General features: G+C 27.6%; 18 protein-coding genes. 14 read left to right on the plus strand and 4 right to left on the minus strand.

The window, feature by feature from the left end:
- The first annotated feature begins 10 nt into the window (after positions 1 to 10).
- The 5 genes from BP997_RS02040 to BP997_RS02060 all read left to right on the plus strand — a co-directional run bounded on the left by BP997_RS02040 (position 11) and on the right by BP997_RS02060 (position 1321).
- Complete coding sequence (locus BP997_RS02040) at positions 11 to 169, plus strand: rubredoxin (RefSeq protein WP_409198842.1); 159 nt, start codon at positions 11 to 13, stop codon at positions 167 to 169.
- Positions 170 to 198: 29 nt separating this feature from the next.
- Positions 199 to 357 (plus strand): rubredoxin, encoded by a 159-nt coding sequence (gene rd / locus BP997_RS02045; protein WP_409198843.1) that lies wholly within the window; start codon positions 199 to 201, stop codon positions 355 to 357.
- A 64-nt stretch (positions 358 to 421) separates the two neighbouring features.
- Positions 422 to 583 carry a rubredoxin gene (locus BP997_RS02050; RefSeq protein WP_409198844.1) on the plus strand — a complete coding sequence of 54 codons (162 nt, stop codon included), beginning with the start codon at positions 422 to 424 and terminating at the stop codon, positions 581 to 583.
- 36 nt (positions 584 to 619) lie between these two features.
- Positions 620 to 778, plus strand: coding sequence for a rubredoxin (gene rd, locus BP997_RS02055; protein WP_409198845.1), 159 nt, complete (start codon positions 620 to 622; stop codon positions 776 to 778).
- 30 nt (positions 779 to 808) lie between these two features.
- On the plus strand, positions 809 to 1321 hold the full coding sequence (locus BP997_RS02060) for a ferritin (RefSeq protein ID WP_413828744.1): 513 nt from the start codon (positions 809 to 811) through the stop codon (positions 1319 to 1321).
- A 415-nt stretch (positions 1322 to 1736) separates the two neighbouring features.
- Here the strand turns inward: BP997_RS02060 and BP997_RS02065 are convergent, their stop codons facing one another.
- Positions 1737 to 2282: a DUF6431 domain-containing protein gene (locus tag BP997_RS02065; RefSeq protein ID WP_409198847.1), complete on the minus strand. Its 546-nt coding sequence runs from the start codon at positions 2280 to 2282 to the stop codon at positions 1737 to 1739.
- Positions 2283 to 2499: 217 nt separating this feature from the next.
- Here BP997_RS02065 and aroD point away from each other — a divergent pair, with 217 nt between their 5' ends.
- Both aroD and BP997_RS02075 read left to right on the plus strand, forming a co-directional pair.
- Complete coding sequence (aroD, locus tag BP997_RS02070; RefSeq protein WP_409198848.1) at positions 2500 to 3192, plus strand: type I 3-dehydroquinate dehydratase; 693 nt, start codon at positions 2500 to 2502, stop codon at positions 3190 to 3192.
- 28 nt (positions 3193 to 3220) lie between these two features.
- A complete protein-coding gene (locus tag BP997_RS02075) occupies positions 3221 to 3853 on the plus strand; it encodes a S24 family peptidase (protein ID WP_409198849.1) in 633 nt (210 codons plus the stop codon).
- An 82-nt stretch (positions 3854 to 3935) separates the two neighbouring features.
- On the opposite strand, the gene BP997_RS02080 is transcribed toward BP997_RS02075, so the two are convergent.
- Positions 3936 to 4907, minus strand: a complete 972-nt coding sequence (locus tag BP997_RS02080; RefSeq protein WP_409198850.1) for a zinc metalloprotease HtpX — start codon at positions 4905 to 4907, stop codon at positions 3936 to 3938.
- A gap of 221 nt (positions 4908 to 5128) precedes the next feature.
- Here BP997_RS02080 and BP997_RS02085 point away from each other — a divergent pair, with 221 nt between their 5' ends.
- From BP997_RS02085 to BP997_RS02095, 3 genes are all read left to right on the plus strand, one after another.
- Entirely contained in the window at positions 5129 to 7006 is a 1878-nt protein-coding gene (locus tag BP997_RS02085; RefSeq protein ID WP_409198851.1) for a PAS domain-containing protein, read from the plus strand.
- Positions 7007 to 7131: 125 nt separating this feature from the next.
- Positions 7132 to 8079, plus strand: a complete 948-nt coding sequence (locus tag BP997_RS02090; protein WP_409198852.1) for a replication factor C small subunit — start codon at positions 7132 to 7134, stop codon at positions 8077 to 8079.
- 35 nt (positions 8080 to 8114) lie between these two features.
- Entirely contained in the window at positions 8115 to 9644 is a 1530-nt protein-coding gene (locus tag BP997_RS02095) for a replication factor C large subunit (RefSeq protein WP_409198853.1), read from the plus strand.
- 32 nt (positions 9645 to 9676) lie between these two features.
- Here BP997_RS02095 and BP997_RS02100 read toward each other — a convergent pair whose 3' ends face one another.
- Together BP997_RS02100 and aroE are read right to left on the minus strand one after the other, a co-directional pair.
- Positions 9677 to 10324, minus strand: a complete 648-nt coding sequence (locus BP997_RS02100) for an ATPase (protein WP_409198854.1) — start codon at positions 10322 to 10324, stop codon at positions 9677 to 9679.
- Positions 10325 to 10389: 65 nt separating this feature from the next.
- Complete coding sequence (gene aroE / locus BP997_RS02105; protein WP_409199078.1) at positions 10390 to 11262, minus strand: shikimate dehydrogenase; 873 nt, start codon at positions 11260 to 11262, stop codon at positions 10390 to 10392.
- Positions 11263 to 11541: 279 nt separating this feature from the next.
- Here aroE and hisS point away from each other — a divergent pair, with 279 nt between their 5' ends.
- The 4 genes from hisS to BP997_RS02125 are packed head-to-tail and all read left to right on the plus strand — an operon-like array spanning position 11542 to position 15936.
- Positions 11542 to 12828: a histidine--tRNA ligase gene (hisS, locus tag BP997_RS02110; protein WP_409198855.1), complete on the plus strand. Its 1287-nt coding sequence runs from the start codon at positions 11542 to 11544 to the stop codon at positions 12826 to 12828.
- A 29-nt stretch (positions 12829 to 12857) separates the two neighbouring features.
- Positions 12858 to 13271 carry a phosphoribosyl-AMP cyclohydrolase gene (gene hisI / locus BP997_RS02115; protein ID WP_409198856.1) on the plus strand — a complete coding sequence of 138 codons (414 nt, stop codon included), beginning with the start codon at positions 12858 to 12860 and terminating at the stop codon, positions 13269 to 13271.
- A gap of 32 nt (positions 13272 to 13303) precedes the next feature.
- A complete protein-coding gene (locus BP997_RS02120; protein ID WP_409198857.1) occupies positions 13304 to 15175 on the plus strand; it encodes a PINc/VapC family ATPase in 1872 nt (623 codons plus the stop codon).
- Between the two features lie 14 nt (positions 15176 to 15189).
- Complete coding sequence (locus BP997_RS02125; RefSeq protein WP_409198858.1) at positions 15190 to 15936, plus strand: sugar phosphate isomerase/epimerase family protein; 747 nt, start codon at positions 15190 to 15192, stop codon at positions 15934 to 15936.
- Positions 15937 to 15951 lie beyond the last annotated feature (15 nt).

Here is a 15951-nt window from a genome sequence, read left to right on the forward strand (position 1 = left end):
AATAAGAAATATGGCACAATATAAATGTAAAGTCTGTGGATATGTATATGATGAAGAAAAAGGAGAAGCTCGTAAAGACATAGCACCTGGAACATTATGGGCAGATGTACCAGAAGGTTTTAAATGTCCTTCATGTGGAGCTCCAAAGAGAATGTTTAAGGAAATTTAAATAAAATTTAATATAGAAGATGTTTAACTATGGTAAAATATATTTGTGATGCATGTGGATATGAATATGTTCCAGAAAATGGTGATCCAGATAATGGTATAGCACCAGGAACAGCTTTTGAGGATTTACCTGATGATTGGGTATGTCCAATTTGTGGACTTGAAAAATCAATTTTTGTAGAAGAATAAAAAAACATTTCATTGTGAAATGATTTTTAATACCAAAAAATGTTTATTGAGATGAAATTACGAAATGACAAGATATTTCTGTAAACTATGCGATTATGAATACTTGCCGGAACAAGGAGATCCCCATTTTAATATAAAACCTGGGACTTCTTTTGAGGATTTACCTGATGAATGGGAATGTCCTTTATGTGGAATAAAAAAATCATTCTTTGAAAAAGAAGATTAATATAAAATTTAAAATAATTTAAAAGGATTTAAGATTATGGCAAAATATATTTGCAGCACATGTGGATATGTCTATAATGAAGAAGACGGTGACCCTGATAATGGTATAGCACCAGGAACTTCTTTTGAGGATTTACCTGATGATTGGACATGTCCAATGTGTGGTGTTGGTAAAAAGATGTTCATAAAAAGATAAAAAAAATAATTTTTGGAGGAAATGATTAAAATGATAGATGAAAAAGTATTAGAAGCTTTAAATAAACAAGTAAATGCAGAATTATACTCCTCATATTTATACATGGCTATGTCTGCATTTCTTGAAGATAAAGGATTACCTGGATTTGCAAACCTTGAAATGGTAAATGCTAAAGAAGAATTAGATCATGCATTGAAATTCTATGATTTCATCATAAGAAGAGGTGGAAAAGTAGAAATTGAAGCAATTGAAAAACCAACTACAGATTGGGAAAACCCTGTTGCAGTGCTTGAAAATGTAGTATCTCATGAAGAAAAAGTAACAGGACTTATTAATGATTTAGTTTCATTAGCTATAGAACAAAAAGATTTTGCAACAAACCAATTCCTTCAATGGTTTGTAGATGAACAAGTTGAAGAAGAAGAAACTGCTAATGATGATTTAAATAGTCTTAATTTAGCAATGGATTCTGGCAATGGATTATACTTACTAGATCAACAATTTGCTGCACGTGTTTACACACCACCTGCAACCAATGAATAAATTTAATTATTATATTAAATTTATTCCACAACTTTTTTTAAAATTTTTTTAATTACTTACTTATCCTATGAAAATTAAATAGGAAACTTTTTTCTTTTTATTTTTGTTGTTTTTAGGTCCAAAGATTTGATAATATTGAAAATTTTCTGTTTAAAATTTTCACATATTTAATATCATTAAAAGTTAAGTTGTTTGTTTTAAGTAATCATTTTTGTCTCTGTTTATTTTTTGTTTAGTGTGGCACATAAAAATTTGATGTTTAAAAACTAATTTTTGGAAAGGTTGAAGATTTCTATGTTTTAAATCGGTCACAATAAGATTTTAATTGTGAGTGTAATTAGACTCAAAATTGATAAACACATTTTTAACTTAAAAGAGAATAATCATAATGAATACAATAATATTACTTTTTAAGTCAAAAATCCTCTTTTAATTCATTTTCAAAGTCTACTAAAATGTTTTCAATACTCTGATAAGAAATATCAACGTTATAGATTTCTTTTAACATGTACCTGATTTTGCGGATACTATCATTACAAATACTATCACCACTAATATTATAAGATTTAATGATAAAGTCAATCACAGGCTTAGTAATTTTTTTATTAACTTCAACTAAAGAGGATAAATCAGTATTAAATATGTTATTGCATTTGCTGCATTTATATCTTTGAATTTTACAAATTTGGGTTCCTAAGTCCATGAAAATCAATTCACGTTCTATTTTATCACCTTTAATATTATGTTTAGACCCACACACTGGACAAACAGCAATATTATTGTTAAATATTATTTCACCATTTTTTTCAAGACGAATTAAATTAGGACTCATGTCTTGACATCCAATCAACTTTTTTGACACATCAGATCTAAAATCCGAAAACTCTTCATAAAAATCGTAAAGTTTAAATTGTATTGGTTCTCTAATAGGATGTGGAGGTTTTATTTTTTTATTAGGCATATAAATGTGTTACTTTCACTTAATATATTAACTTTACTATTTTTAATTCATTATTAACAACATAATATACTTTAAAAAAAATTATGAATTATTATATTACAAAAAATAAAATTAACTAAGTTTTAGACAGAGTCCGAAAATTAAATAGGAAACTTTTTTTATACATATTTTAATATATTTATTTAATAATAAAATTTAGGTAAAGATGAGGTAAGGTATGTATTCTCAAACAAAAATTGCTGTACCAATTTTTAAAAAAGATAAAAAATCAATAATTGAAGAAGCTCAATATTGTATTCAAAAAGGAGCAGATTTAATAGAATTTAGAATAGATGGTATGGATAATCCTAAACCTCAAATTGTACGTGAGATTATTGAAGAAATTAATTTTCCCACAATAGCTACAAATCGAGTGAAAACTGAAGGTGGATTATTTAAAGGTACTGAAGAACAACGTGTAAATATTCTTCTTGAAACAGTTGATGTTGCAGAATTTGTAGATATTGAGTTACAAACAAATGATAATTTAATTAAACAAATAACAGAAACAAATGTTAAAACTATAATAAGTTATCATGATTTTAAAAAAACACCACCTTTAAATGAATTATTAAATATTGTTTTTAAGGAAAAAAATTTAGGCAATATTGCTAAAGTAGCTTTAATGCCAAATGATTTAGAGGATACTTTAACAGTTCTAGCTATTTTAAGTCATTGTGAAGATACCATAGCAATTAGTATGGGGGATATTGGTTCATATACTCGTGTTATAAGTACTAAATTTAATGCACCTATAACATTTGCAGTAAGTAGTGATGTTACAGCTCCTGGTCAAATTGATATTGAAACAATGAAACAATTATTAAATTTGGATATAATGGATATTGATGATTTAAATTCTTCTTATTAATCAAAAAAGTTGCTTGGAGATGATTTTTTTGAAAAAGATTTATTTTTTGATATTATTTTTATTACTTTTAAGTATTAGTTTTGCTAGTGTTTATGCTGATTCTAATATTAATATTAATGTAATAATTAATGGTCAGCAAGTATCTATAACTGATTCTTCATTAAACTTTTTAGATTCTAATAGAGCCAATATGGATAATGAAATTATAAATTTCACTGCAAATCAAGTAGTAGATATGTATGCTAGCACGGAATCTTACAAGCAAGGGGTATCTGATATTGCAAAAACTTATGGGTATGATGTTGTTACTGTGAATATTGATTCAGATTTAAATGATGGATCTCTTCCTTTGGTTTCAGCTGTCAAGGGTACTAGCATGACTCCAACTTTGCATAGTGGGGATATTATTATAATTAATCGTACTCAAGAAATTAAAACTGGAGATGTGGTTGTTTGTAATGATACTGAGTATGGTTTGATTGTTAAAAGAGTAGGTGAAGTTAATGGGGCTAATGTTTATTTACAAAGTGATAATAAATCTAAAGAGTTAATTAATGATGGGGGATTATTTTATGTTGAGGAAGGTTTACATAAATGGGTTACTCTTGATAGAATTTATGGTGTAGTTAAATATGATTTAACTGAAAATTCTACTAGTTGAATTTAATATTTTTATTTAAAATTAGAAAAAATATTATATGTGGAGAATTTTTAATTTTTCTCCATAAATTAAAGTTTTTGTTTTATTCTTTTCCTGTTTGGATGTCACTTAATCTTTTTACTCTTTTTAACATGTCTGGGTGGGTGCTGAATAGTTCCATGATTTTGCTACCAGTGCTGATTTTAACATTTTCGGTTTGTAATTTTTCTAGTTCATCTGCTCCAAGGATTCCGTCACGGTTGAAATCTACTTGTGAGAATTCTGAAATATCTCTTTGTGTATTACTTACATCATTTAAGAAAAATGCTTTACTTCCTTCTACATCTTTAATTTCTTGGGGGTTACATTGTGCTGCACCATATACTAGTTTGTATAATGCGCTTGCAAGGTATTGTGGTTGGTTTCCAAATTCTACACTTGCTTGGTCTGCATAATATTCACGTGTCCGGCTGATAAATAAAACGATTAATTGTCCTAAAGCATAACATACCATTGCTATTAAACCAAGTATTATACCTGCTCCATTGTCATTGTCTCCTTGGAACATTGTGCTTAATGCAACATAATAACATATCATAGGGATAGCACTTACAAGAGTGGTTATTACCATATCATTATGTTTTAAATGTCCCATTTCGTGTCCAAGCACTGCTTTTAATTCGTCACGGTTAACTACTCCAAGAATTCCTCTTGTTACACAAATATGTCCACTACGTCTAGTTCGGCCATATGCAAAAGCATTTGGTATGTTTGTTTCACTAATACCTATTTTTGGCATTGGTACATCTGCAGCTAGTGCTAATTCTTCAACCATTTGGTAAATGTTTGGTGCTTCTTCACGAGTAACATGTTTAACACCCATACTCATTTCAACAAGTTTAGGTCCCATTAAGTATTGTATAAATATTAATAGTAACCCTATGAGGGCATAAGCACTCACTCCTAAGTTTATACCAAGTATTCCTAAAACTAAGAATAATATGATATATACCATTGCAAATAATGCTATCATGGCTAAAGTTAATCTGATTCTTAATTTCCATGTTCCTTTCAATTTATTTACTCCTTAAATTTTTTTATGATAATTAGTTAATTTTATAAGTATATAAATACTTTCAATATATTCTTATAAATTAAATTTCAATTTTATAAACAATTAATAAAACTATTTAGAATACATTTGATAATGGGGAATATGTTATTATCTTTAACTTTAAAAAAGTATATTAATGTTAATAATTATAATTTAATTAAGAATTTAAATAATGATGCAAAATGTATACGCTAACACATATTGACTTGGATAATAATACTAAAAAGAATGTAACTCTTAGAGATTTGAAAGAATATCACCATTTTTCAGATAAAATTCATGATGTTAAAGAATTAGAACACTCTCCCATTGCTAATAATATTGATTTCAGTATTGGTGTTTTAGAACCCTTGGATGGTGCTGAAGACTTTGTTTATGTATATTTAAATCGGCCAGTTGTTAAATTTGGTGATAAAACTGATAATATTATAGGAAGATCCTATAAAGACTTATTTTCAAATGTTAAGGAATTTAATTCTTTTGATTGTTTAATGCGAGCTTGGAATGAAAATCGTAGGATTAACACAATAGTTTTAATTTATAAAGATAATAATTTATTGTTTGCTTTAAACATTTATTATGTTCGTGAAGATGACTATTTAATAATTTATAGTAAAGATATTACAGATTATGCTAAACTTAAACAAGAACATGAAAAACTATTTTATAATTCTAAAGATGGGTTTTTAATCATGAATTATAAAGGGGAGGTTTTGCATACTAATAATAAGTTTTTTGAAATTTTAGGTTATTCTATTGAAGATTTTATGCAAGTTAACCCTTTATCTTGGATTTTAAAAAATGTTGAAGTCATTTCTTTAACTGATGAAGAATATGGAAATATGTTAGAATTATTAGATGAAGTTATTAGTCATAGAATTAAAAATACTACTTTTGATGTTAAATACCCATTGAAAAATGGTAAATATGGTTATCTTCATGTTTTTGCAGTTCCTACTAAATATGAAAATCAGGATGTAGCTCAAATTAGTATTACAGATATTACTAAATCTAAGAAAAAAGAAATTGAAGCATTAAGATTACATAAAAATCTTAATACTATTCAAGGTATGGCAAAAATTGCTATTTCTTCATATAATTTTAAGAATATTCAATGGACTACTGAAATTTTTAATATTCTTGATATGGATCCTTCAAAACATGATTATGAAAATATTAATACTTATTTAGATTTGATTCTTGATGAGGATCGTAGTATTTTTGATGATGCAATTTCTAAGTTAAATCCTGATAATCCTCAAATTTCATTAACTGTTCGTGTTAAAACTTTTAATGGTAAAATTAAGTATATCGCTCAACTTAATAAAGCATTTTATGATGATGATGGTAATTGTAAAGTTGTTATTGGTTTTATTCAAGATGTTACTCAACAAAAAGTTTATGAAGATAAATTACGTAATGCTTTATCTGAGAAAAATGAATATGCTGATGATTTAGAACTTATTTTGGATGAGAAGGATGTTCTTATTAATGAGGTTCATGATCGTGTTAAGAATAATCTTCAAATTATTCAAAGTATATTCGATTTAGAAATGCATTTTAATCCAGATAATCCTTCAGCTACTGTTCGTAAGACTTATAATCGTGTTAAATCTATGGCTTTTGCGCATGAACAAGTTTATGATGATTTGGATTCTAATCGTGTTATTGATGCTTCTGTTTATATTAGACAAACAGTTTTAACATTGTTTTCTTATTATAATACTAAAATCCGTCCAGTTTTTGAATTAGATAATATAACTTTACCTTTAAATATTGTTATTCCGTTAGGTTTAATTTTAAATGAGTTATGTATTAATACTATTCAACACGCTTTTGATAAAGGTAATGAAGGTGTATTTTCAGTTGTTCTTAAAAAGGGTTCTGAAAATGTTGTTCTTATTGTTAAAGATAATGGTCATGGAGCGCCAACTGATTTTTCACCAGTTTCAGATAGTAATTTAGGAATAAATATTATAAATAATTTAGTTAGTCAAATAGATGGTAAAGTTGAATATTTAAGTGAAAGTACTGGGTTTTCAGTTTTAATCACTTTTTAATAAACTTTTTTTCATGATAAATTTTATTATATATGAAAATCTTATAAATGTATTAGATAACTTATTTTAATAAATATTATTTAAAATGATTTTTTTAAAGAATTAAATAATTGGTGATTAATAAAATGATTGGTCCATGGGTAGAAAAATATAGACCTCAAAGTTTAGATGATATTGTAGGTCAAACACAAATTATAAACAGACTTGAAAAGTATGTTAATGAAGAAAGTATGCCTAATCTTATGTTTACTGGCCCTGCAGGTGTTGGTAAAACAACTACTGCTTTAAGTTTAGCTAAAGCTGTTCTTGGAGATTATTGGAAACAAAATTTTTTAGAGTTAAATGCTTCTGATGCTAGAGGAATTGATACTGTACGAAATAATATTAAAAACTTTTGCCGTTTAAAACCTGTTGGTGCTCCATTTCGTATAATTTTCCTTGATGAAGTTGATAATATGACTAAAGATGCTCAACATGCTCTTCGTCGTGAAATGGAAATGTATACTAAGACTGCTAGTTTCATTTTAAGTTGTAATTATTCAAGTAAAATCATAGACCCTATCCAATCTCGTTGTGCTATTTTCAGATTCGCACCACTTAAAGGTGAAGATATTAATAAACGATTGGAATATATTGCAAGCTCTGAGGGTTTTGAATTTGATGAAGAAGCTATCAAAACAATTGTTTATTTTGCTGAAGGGGATATGCGTAAATCTGTTAATATGTTACAATCTGCAGCTTCTGAAGGGGAAGTTATTTCTGAAAATGCAGTATATGATGTTGTAAGTAAAGCTAGACCTGAAGATATTAATAATTTAGTTACAAAAGCCCTTACTGGTGATTTTATGGGTGCTAGGAATATTTTACGTGAAACAATGGTTTTACATGGTACTAGTGGTGAAGATATGATTAATCAAATCTATCAAGAAGTTAGTAGACGTGTTATGGATGATAAAATGGAAGGTAAAGTGTATATGGATTTAATTGAAGGTATTGCTGATACAGATTTCCGTATACGTGAAGGGGCCAATCCTAGAATACAATTAGAAGCGTTACTCGCTAAATTCTTATAAATATGAATTAAAATATTAAAAGGACTTTACATAACATGTTATGGACAGATAAATACCGACCACAAACCTTTAAAGAATTATTAGGTAATGGTAAAAGTAAAAAACAAATAGAACATTGGGTTAATGAGTGGAAAAAAGGTAATCCTCAAAAACCATTACTTTTAGTTGGACCTGCAGGTATAGGTAAAACATCTTTAGCTTATATAATAGCTAAAGAATTCTCTGAACATATAGAATTAAATGCCAGCGATAAAAGATCTTATGATATATTAATGAGTACTATTGGAGAATCCTCTAGTACACATTCTCTTTTTGGTGAATCATATAAACTTCTTATCTTAGATGAAGTAGATGGTATTAATGGTAATGATGATCGTGGAGGATCACGTGCTATTAATAAAATTATTAAAGAATCTAAACAACCTATGATTATGATGGCTAATGATTTTTATAGTAAACGATTAACCACTATTAAAACTAAATGTCTTGTAATTAAAATGACTAAAGTTCACACTAACTCTGTAGGTGCTGCATTAAAAAAAATCTGCAGAAAAGAAGGAATAGATTTTGATCCTGAAGCTATAAAAGTTTTAGCTAAAAACAGTAATGGAGATATGCGTGCAGCAATCAATACTTTACAAGCTGCAAGTGAAGACGGTGAAAAATTTGAATTATCAAATTTAGATAATATTTCACAAAAAGATAACACTAATAATATTTTTGACACTGTACGTACAGTTCTTAAAAGTAGAACAGTTAATCATATTAAACCAGATATGATGATTGATGAAGATCCTACTCTTGTAATGGAATATATTGCAGAAAATATTCCCCATGAATATGAAAAACCATCTGAAATAAAAAATGCATATGAAAATATTGCTAAAGCTGATTTGTACTTTGGAAGAGCAAGAGCTACAAGGGATTATACTTACTGGAGATATGCATCTGATTTTATGGGGCCAGGTGTTGCTTTAAGTAAAAAAGAAACTTATCGTAAATTTACAAGATTAACAGGAGCTCAAGCTTTTCGTTTAATGGGTCAAACACGGGGTAAACGAGCTTTACGTGATCGTATTGCTGAAAAAATGGAAAATAAAATGCACGTTTCATTAGAAGTAGCATATACTATGTTTCCTTCATTTGAAATTATTTTCCAAAATGATGAAATGGCTTATGAAATCAGTAGCTTTTTAGAATTAGAAGATGATGAGATTAAACGCTTCCGTAAAAGAAAAATTCCAAAAAAAGTCATTAAGAAAATGGAAAAAGAAATTAATGAAGCTAAACGTTTAGAACGTGAAGAACTTAATAAGAATATAAAAACAGGAATTTATCGGGAATCTACTAAAAAAACTTTAAATAAAGTAAAAGAAAATGCAGAAGAAAAAGTTAAGGATTCTAAATCTGATGATGATTCTAATGTAATTAGTAATGAAAATCCTGAAAAAGAAAATTTTAAACCAGAAGAGAAAGAATCTAAACCTAAAAAGTCTAAAAAACCTAAAAAAGAAAAAGAATCTGAAAAGTTAGATAAGGGACAAACTAGTTTATTTAGTTTTTAAAATTATCCTTTTTAAAATCTTTTTCCCTTTTTTTAATGATTTTTTTCAATAAATTTTTTAGATTTAAGAATATTTTCTTTATATTGAGGTATGATTTCTGATATGAAATCCATAAAGCTTAAACTTAATTTTCCATAAGTTCTTGCAGGATAATCTGTTTTATTATTGTTATCTAAAAAGCTGTTTATCCATTCATTAGAAACATTAATAAAAGGATAAATAATTGGAACATTTTCATTATTGTTATGTCTTTTGAAATTAATACCTTCACCTGTGAAGATATCGGATAATATATTATATGCTTCAATATTTAAGGTTAAACTACTAATTTTTTTATTTATTTTAAAATTATCTTTATCCTTGTATTCAACGAAATTTATTCCGTATTTTCTACTATAAGGTTCCAGTATAATTATTATTAATTCATCAGTTGAATCTTTAATTTCTGGAAGTAAAACAGTGTCTTTTGGTTTTAGTTGGTGGGATAAAATTTTACTTGCATGATTACAAATTTTTTGAAGTAAACTACTTCTTAATATTTTTATTTCAGGATAATATTTATTGAAAGTTTGCTCTCGTTTTCTACTGAATTTACTGAAACGTAAATTATTTATGTAGATAATTTCAGGTGTGTAACTGATAAAGCGAGTATCTACTCCTATAATTTTTAAAAGTTTCAATACTTCTTTTTTGTTGGTGGATGTCATAATTTTTAGAATTTAAAAAGAAAGAATAATATTGGGATTTATATTTTCTTTTCTTCTATTTTTGTGGTTAAAATTTCTCTTAATTTATTTTCCATAATATCTTTTGGTGCTTCTTTACCAGTCCATATTTTTATTGCTTCTGCAGCTTGGTAAATTAACATTTTTACACCGTTTACTGTTTTTGCTCCTGCTTCTTTTGCTTCTTTAATTAAGTTTGTTTCAATTGGATTGTAGACTATATCATTTACAATTATGTCTTCAGGTATTTCATCAGCATGTAATATAGGGTTTTGGTCAGGATATCCTTTCATTCCAAGGGGTGTTGTGTTTATTAAGATATCTGTTTGTTGTGCTTGAAGTATTAAATTATCCATATTGTCATAGTTTAAATCTGATAGTATTCCAGTATTTTTAATATTGCTTGTTAATTCTTCTGCTTTAGCTAAATCCCGATTTATCACTGTTAATGAGTTTATACCTGAATGTGCTAATTGGTAACATATTGCTCTGCTTGCTCCACCAGCACCAACTACAAGTATGTCTTTATTTGTTACACTTGTTTTGTTTTCTAGGGCATGTAAACATCCTATTCCATCTGTATTGTAACCAATAGCTTCATTATTCTCGAATTTTATAGTGTTAACTGCTCCAATTTCTTTAGCTATCGGGTCTAAGTGGTTTAAAGTTACAAGTACATTTTTTTTATGAGGTATAGTTACATTTAAACCTTTGATATTTAATTTGTTAGCTCCTCCAATAGCAGATCCAAGATTTTCACTTAATACGTGAAAAGGTAAATAAACATAATTTAAGTTTAAATATTCAAATGCAGCATTATTTATTATTGGACTAAAACTGTGTTCTATAGGATCTCCAATAACTCCAATAATATTTGTTGTTCCATCAATAATCATTTTTTAATTTCACCTTTATGGATAAATTTAATTTTTAATATTTTATTATTATAAATAAAAATCAGTATTTAATATATTTATTATTATTTTTTATCTTATAAATATATTAAAGGATTAAGAAAGTTTTTATTATAGTATTATTTATTTTGAATTCATATTTTTATTAAATATTTTTAATAAGCATAACAACTAATATTTAATTAATAATAAATTTTTAACATTAATAAATTATAATTATATTAATAAAAAAATTATTTTCATGGAGATAAACAATTTATGGAATTTAATAGACCTAGAGGAACAAGAGATTTCCTATTTGATGAAATGAGAGAAAGAAAAAGAGTAGAAAATATATTACGTGATGTTTTTCAATCATATGCTTTTCAAGAAATTAAAACACCAATTTTTGAAGAATTAGAATTATTCACAACAAAATCTGGTGAAGAAATAGTGGATCAATTGTATAATTTTAAGGATAAAAGTGATCGTGAAATTACATTACGTCCAGAAATCACTGCACCAGTTGCTAGATTATATTTAAATGAATTAACAAAAACAGCAAAACCAATTAAATTATATTATTATGGTAGTTGTTTTAGATATGAACGACCTCAAAAAGGTAGATTTAGACAATTTTGGCAATTTGGATGTGAACTCATAGGAGCAAGAAGTCCTGATGGTGAAGCAGAAGTATTAAGTATGTGTAATACTTCCTTAGAAAGATTAGGTATAAAAACTGCAGAAATACATATTAATCATCTTGGAATTATAAGAGGTTTATTCAAACACTTTGATATAGATTCTGATACTCAAAGAGAATTAATGATAATAATAGATAAAGGGGATAAAGATTTATTAAAAGAATCTCTTATTGGGGAAAAACCATTAATAGATAATCCTGAATTAAATGCAGTACTCATTGACTTAATTGATATGGTGGGGAATAAAAATATTATTAAAAATATTGAAGATTTAGTTGGGGATTATGAAGAAACTGTAGATAGTATAGATGAATTAAAAGATTTAATAAAAGCTTTAGATAGTTATAATCTTGAAAATTATAAACTAAATTTAGGTGTAGCAAGAGGTTTAGATTATTATACTGGAATAGTTTTTGAAGTATACATTCCTGAACTTGGAGCACAAAAACAAGTTTGTGGGGGAGGAACTTATAGTCTTATAAAAATATTTGGTGGTGATGAAGTAGAATCTACAGGTTTTGCTTTTGGATTTGATAGATTGATGAATGCAATTAAAGAACCAGAAGTTTTAACTCCTTATATTGATGCTTATGTTTTACCTATAAATGAAGAAACACACTTTGAATCATTTACTATAGCGACAAAACTTAGAAATCAAGGAGTAAAAACTGAAGTGGATTTATCTACTCGAAAATTTAAAAAAGCATTAAAACATGCTAATAAATTGAAAGTTCCTTATGTTGTGATGGTAGGTAAAAGAGATTTAGATCAAGGTTCAGTAACACTTAAAAATATGTATAGTGGAGAACAAGAAATTGTTAGTGTTAATGTACTTGCTGATACTATTAAAAAACATTTATAATTAAAATTATTTAAAGGAGGAATAAATTAATGGAAATGAATTTTCGATTAGAAAAAAATGGTGAAAATCTTATAATTGCTGTAGCACAAGATTATCAAACAAATGAAGTTTTAATGGTAGCATTTATGAATGAAGAAGCGTTACAAGATACATTAAAAACTGGTAAAGCACATTATTATAGTACATCTCGTGGAAAACAATGGATGAAAGGAGAAAGTAGTGGAAACACACAACAAGTCCATGAGATATTATTTGATTGTGATGCAGATGCAATAATTTTAAAAATAGATCAAAAAGGAGCTGCTTGTCATTTAGGATATAGAAGTTGTTTCTTTAGACAATTAGATTTAAAAACAAAAGATATTACTAATATATCTGATGATGAAATAAAAACAATTAGTGAAAGATTATTTAATCCAGAAGAAGTTTATGGAAAACAATAATTATTAAAAAAAACAAGTATGAGGATTTTTAAATGGATTACGATATAACTGAAGAAGATGAAGAAAAACGATTCGTCCCAGATACAAGTGCAATAATTGAAGGAACAATAAAAAAAATCCTCGACAATGATGATTTAATTTATCCAGAAATAATTATTCCTGAAGCTGTAATAGCGGAATTAGAACACCAAGCAAACAATAGTAGACCAACAGGATTCACAGGATTAAATAATTTAAAAGAATTACAAAAATTAGCTCAAAATCAATATTTAAATATTCATTTTACAGGAAGAAGACCTAATACTTCTGAAATTATAGATGCCAGAAAAGGGGAAGTTGATGCACTTATAAGGGATGTTGCACGTGATGAAAATGCAATACTTGTTACAAGTGATAAAGTTCAAGCCGAAACTGCAGAAGCACAAGGTTTAAATGTAATTTATAATGCTCAAAAATATCATGGAGATAAAGATCTTAAAATTATGGAATTTTTCACTGCAGATACAATGAGTGTTCATTTAAAAGAAAATGTTCCTGCTTTTGCTAAGAAAGGAACACCTGGACATATTGAACTTGTACAAATTTCAGAAAATAAGATTTCATATAATGATTTAGAAAACTTTGCTGAAGAAATTCTTGAAAAGGCAAGTAATGATAAAAGAACATATTTAGAAGCTGATTTGAAGGGAGCTATTGTAGTTCAATCTAAAGATTTAAGAATTAGTATCACTCGCCCACCTTTCAGTGAAGCAATGGAAATAACTGCTGTTAGACCTGTTGCTGAAGTATCACTTGAAGATTATAATATAAGTGAAGATTTACTTAATCGTATTAGTCAAGGTGATCATGGTATTTTAATTAGTGGGTCTCCAGGTGCAGGTAAAAGTACTTTTGCACAAGCTTTAGCTACTTATTTTAGTCAGAATATGAGTAAAGTTGTTAAAACTATGGAATCTCCTCGTGATTTACAAGTTCCCGATGAAATTACTCAATATTCTCCTTTAGAGGGGGATATGGAGAAAACAGCTGATATTCTTTTACTTGTACGTCCTGATGTAACAATATATGATGAGTTACGTAAAAGTTATGATTTTCAAATTTTTGCAGATATGAGACTTGCAGGTGTGGGGATGGTTGGTGTGGTTCATGCTACTAAACCTATAGATGCTATTCAAAGAATAACTAATCGTGTTGAATTAGGTGTTATTCCAAGTATTGTTGATACAACTATTTTTATAGATGAAGGCCATATTAGTAGTGTTTATGAAACTCGAATGACTGTTAAAGTACCAAGTGGTATGCAAGAACAAGATTTAGCTAGACCAGTTATAGAAGTTAGAGATTTATTAACTGGTGATTTAAAGAATGAGATTTATACTTATGGGGAACAAACTATTGTTATAGATGTGGAACAAGTAGGTAAAAAAGGTTCTGAGGAAGATGAATCTAGTAGTGTTGAACGTATAGCTGAAAAACAAATTATTAGGGATGTTAAAAAGGTTATTCCAGGAGCACAAATTGAAGCTAAAATTATTTCACCTAATAGGGTAAGAGTTTCAGTTCCGAATGAGTATCGTCCTAAAATTATTGGACGTGGCGGTAAACGTATTGATGAATTAGAACGTAAAATCGGTATTGGTATAAGTATTGAAACTTTAAATGAAGGTCCTGATGATGATTTAAGAATACCTTGTCAAGTTAATAAGAAAGGTGTTAATTTAGAATTCCCAAAAGATAGTACTGGTTCTAGTTTTGATATTTTTGTAGGTGATGACTATTTATTCACTGCTACTGTTGGTAAAAGTGGTTTAATACGTTTACGTCGTGGTTTGGAGTTAACAGATATCTTATTAGATGCTATTGATGAGAATATTGGAATTTTTGCAAGAAGAAGAAATGATTAAATAAAGGTTTTATTATGAATATTGGAGCATCAACTTTAGCAAGCACTGATTTAGAAAAGTTTTTGGATTATTGTGTGGATTTAGATTTGGACTTTGTGGAGCTTGTTAAATCTTATCCTAATCATGATTTGGATTTTGATTTATTAAACTCTTATGATTTTACTTATAGTGTTCATAGTCCCCTTATTGATATGAATATTTGCAGTTTAACACGCAGTATTAGAGAAGCTAGTATGCAGGAATTAAAAGATAGTATTGATGATGCTGCTCGTTTAGGTGCTAGAAATGTTGTTATTCATCCAGGTAAGGTTTCTTTTTTGGGTCAACCTTATGAAGATCATATTTATGATATTTGTGTTGATTCTTTTAAGGAAATTCATTATTATAGTTCTGGTACTGGGGTTATGCCTTTAATTGAGAATATGCCCCTTATTCCTGGTTTTATGTATACTGATATTAATAGGTTAAATTCTACACTTGATAATTTAGATATGTTTATGACTTTTGATATTGGTCATGCTTACACTGCAGGTTTTAGTGAAAATGAAATGTATTTTCCAAGAATTAAACACATACATTTGCATGATAATAATGGTGATGATGATTCACACTTGCCATTAGGTGAAGGCAGTATAGATTTAAAACAGGTATTATATCTTCTTGATGAAAAAAATTATAAGGGCACCTACATTATAGAAGCAAATAATCCTGAATCATTAAAGATTAGTTTAGAATACTTAAAAAATAATAATTTCATTTAATCTATATTCTTTTTT

This window comes from Methanobrevibacter sp. UBA412 (assembly GCA_002495685.1).
Lineage (GTDB): Archaea > Methanobacteriota > Methanobacteria > Methanobacteriales > Methanobacteriaceae > Methanobrevibacter_A > Methanobrevibacter_A acididurans.

Excerpts from the sequence above, each read along its gene's own strand:
- BP997_RS02040 (WP_409198842.1), top strand. The coding sequence starts at position 11 with ATGGCACAATATAAATGTAAAGTCTGTGGATATGTATATGATGAAGAA.
- rd (WP_409198843.1), top strand. The coding sequence starts at position 199 with ATGGTAAAATATATTTGTGATGCATGTGGATATGAATATGTTCCAGAA.
- BP997_RS02050 (WP_409198844.1), top strand. The coding sequence starts at position 422 with ATGACAAGATATTTCTGTAAACTATGCGATTATGAATACTTGCCGGAA.
- rd (WP_409198845.1), top strand. The coding sequence starts at position 620 with ATGGCAAAATATATTTGCAGCACATGTGGATATGTCTATAATGAAGAA.
- BP997_RS02060 (WP_413828744.1), top strand. The coding sequence starts at position 809 with ATGATAGATGAAAAAGTATTAGAAGCTTTAAATAAACAAGTAAATGCA.
- BP997_RS02065 (WP_409198847.1), bottom strand. The coding sequence starts at position 2,282 with ATGCCTAATAAAAAAATAAAACCTCCACATCCTATTAGAGAACCAATA.
- aroD (WP_409198848.1), top strand. The coding sequence starts at position 2,500 with ATGTATTCTCAAACAAAAATTGCTGTACCAATTTTTAAAAAAGATAAA.
- BP997_RS02085 (WP_409198851.1), top strand. The coding sequence starts at position 5,129 with ATGTATACGCTAACACATATTGACTTGGATAATAATACTAAAAAGAAT.
- BP997_RS02090 (WP_409198852.1), top strand. The coding sequence starts at position 7,132 with ATGATTGGTCCATGGGTAGAAAAATATAGACCTCAAAGTTTAGATGAT.
- BP997_RS02095 (WP_409198853.1), top strand. The coding sequence starts at position 8,115 with ATGTTATGGACAGATAAATACCGACCACAAACCTTTAAAGAATTATTA.
- hisS (WP_409198855.1), top strand. The coding sequence starts at position 11,542 with ATGGAATTTAATAGACCTAGAGGAACAAGAGATTTCCTATTTGATGAA.
- hisI (WP_409198856.1), top strand. The coding sequence starts at position 12,858 with ATGGAAATGAATTTTCGATTAGAAAAAAATGGTGAAAATCTTATAATT.
- BP997_RS02120 (WP_409198857.1), top strand. The coding sequence starts at position 13,304 with ATGGATTACGATATAACTGAAGAAGATGAAGAAAAACGATTCGTCCCA.
- BP997_RS02125 (WP_409198858.1), top strand. The coding sequence starts at position 15,190 with ATGAATATTGGAGCATCAACTTTAGCAAGCACTGATTTAGAAAAGTTT.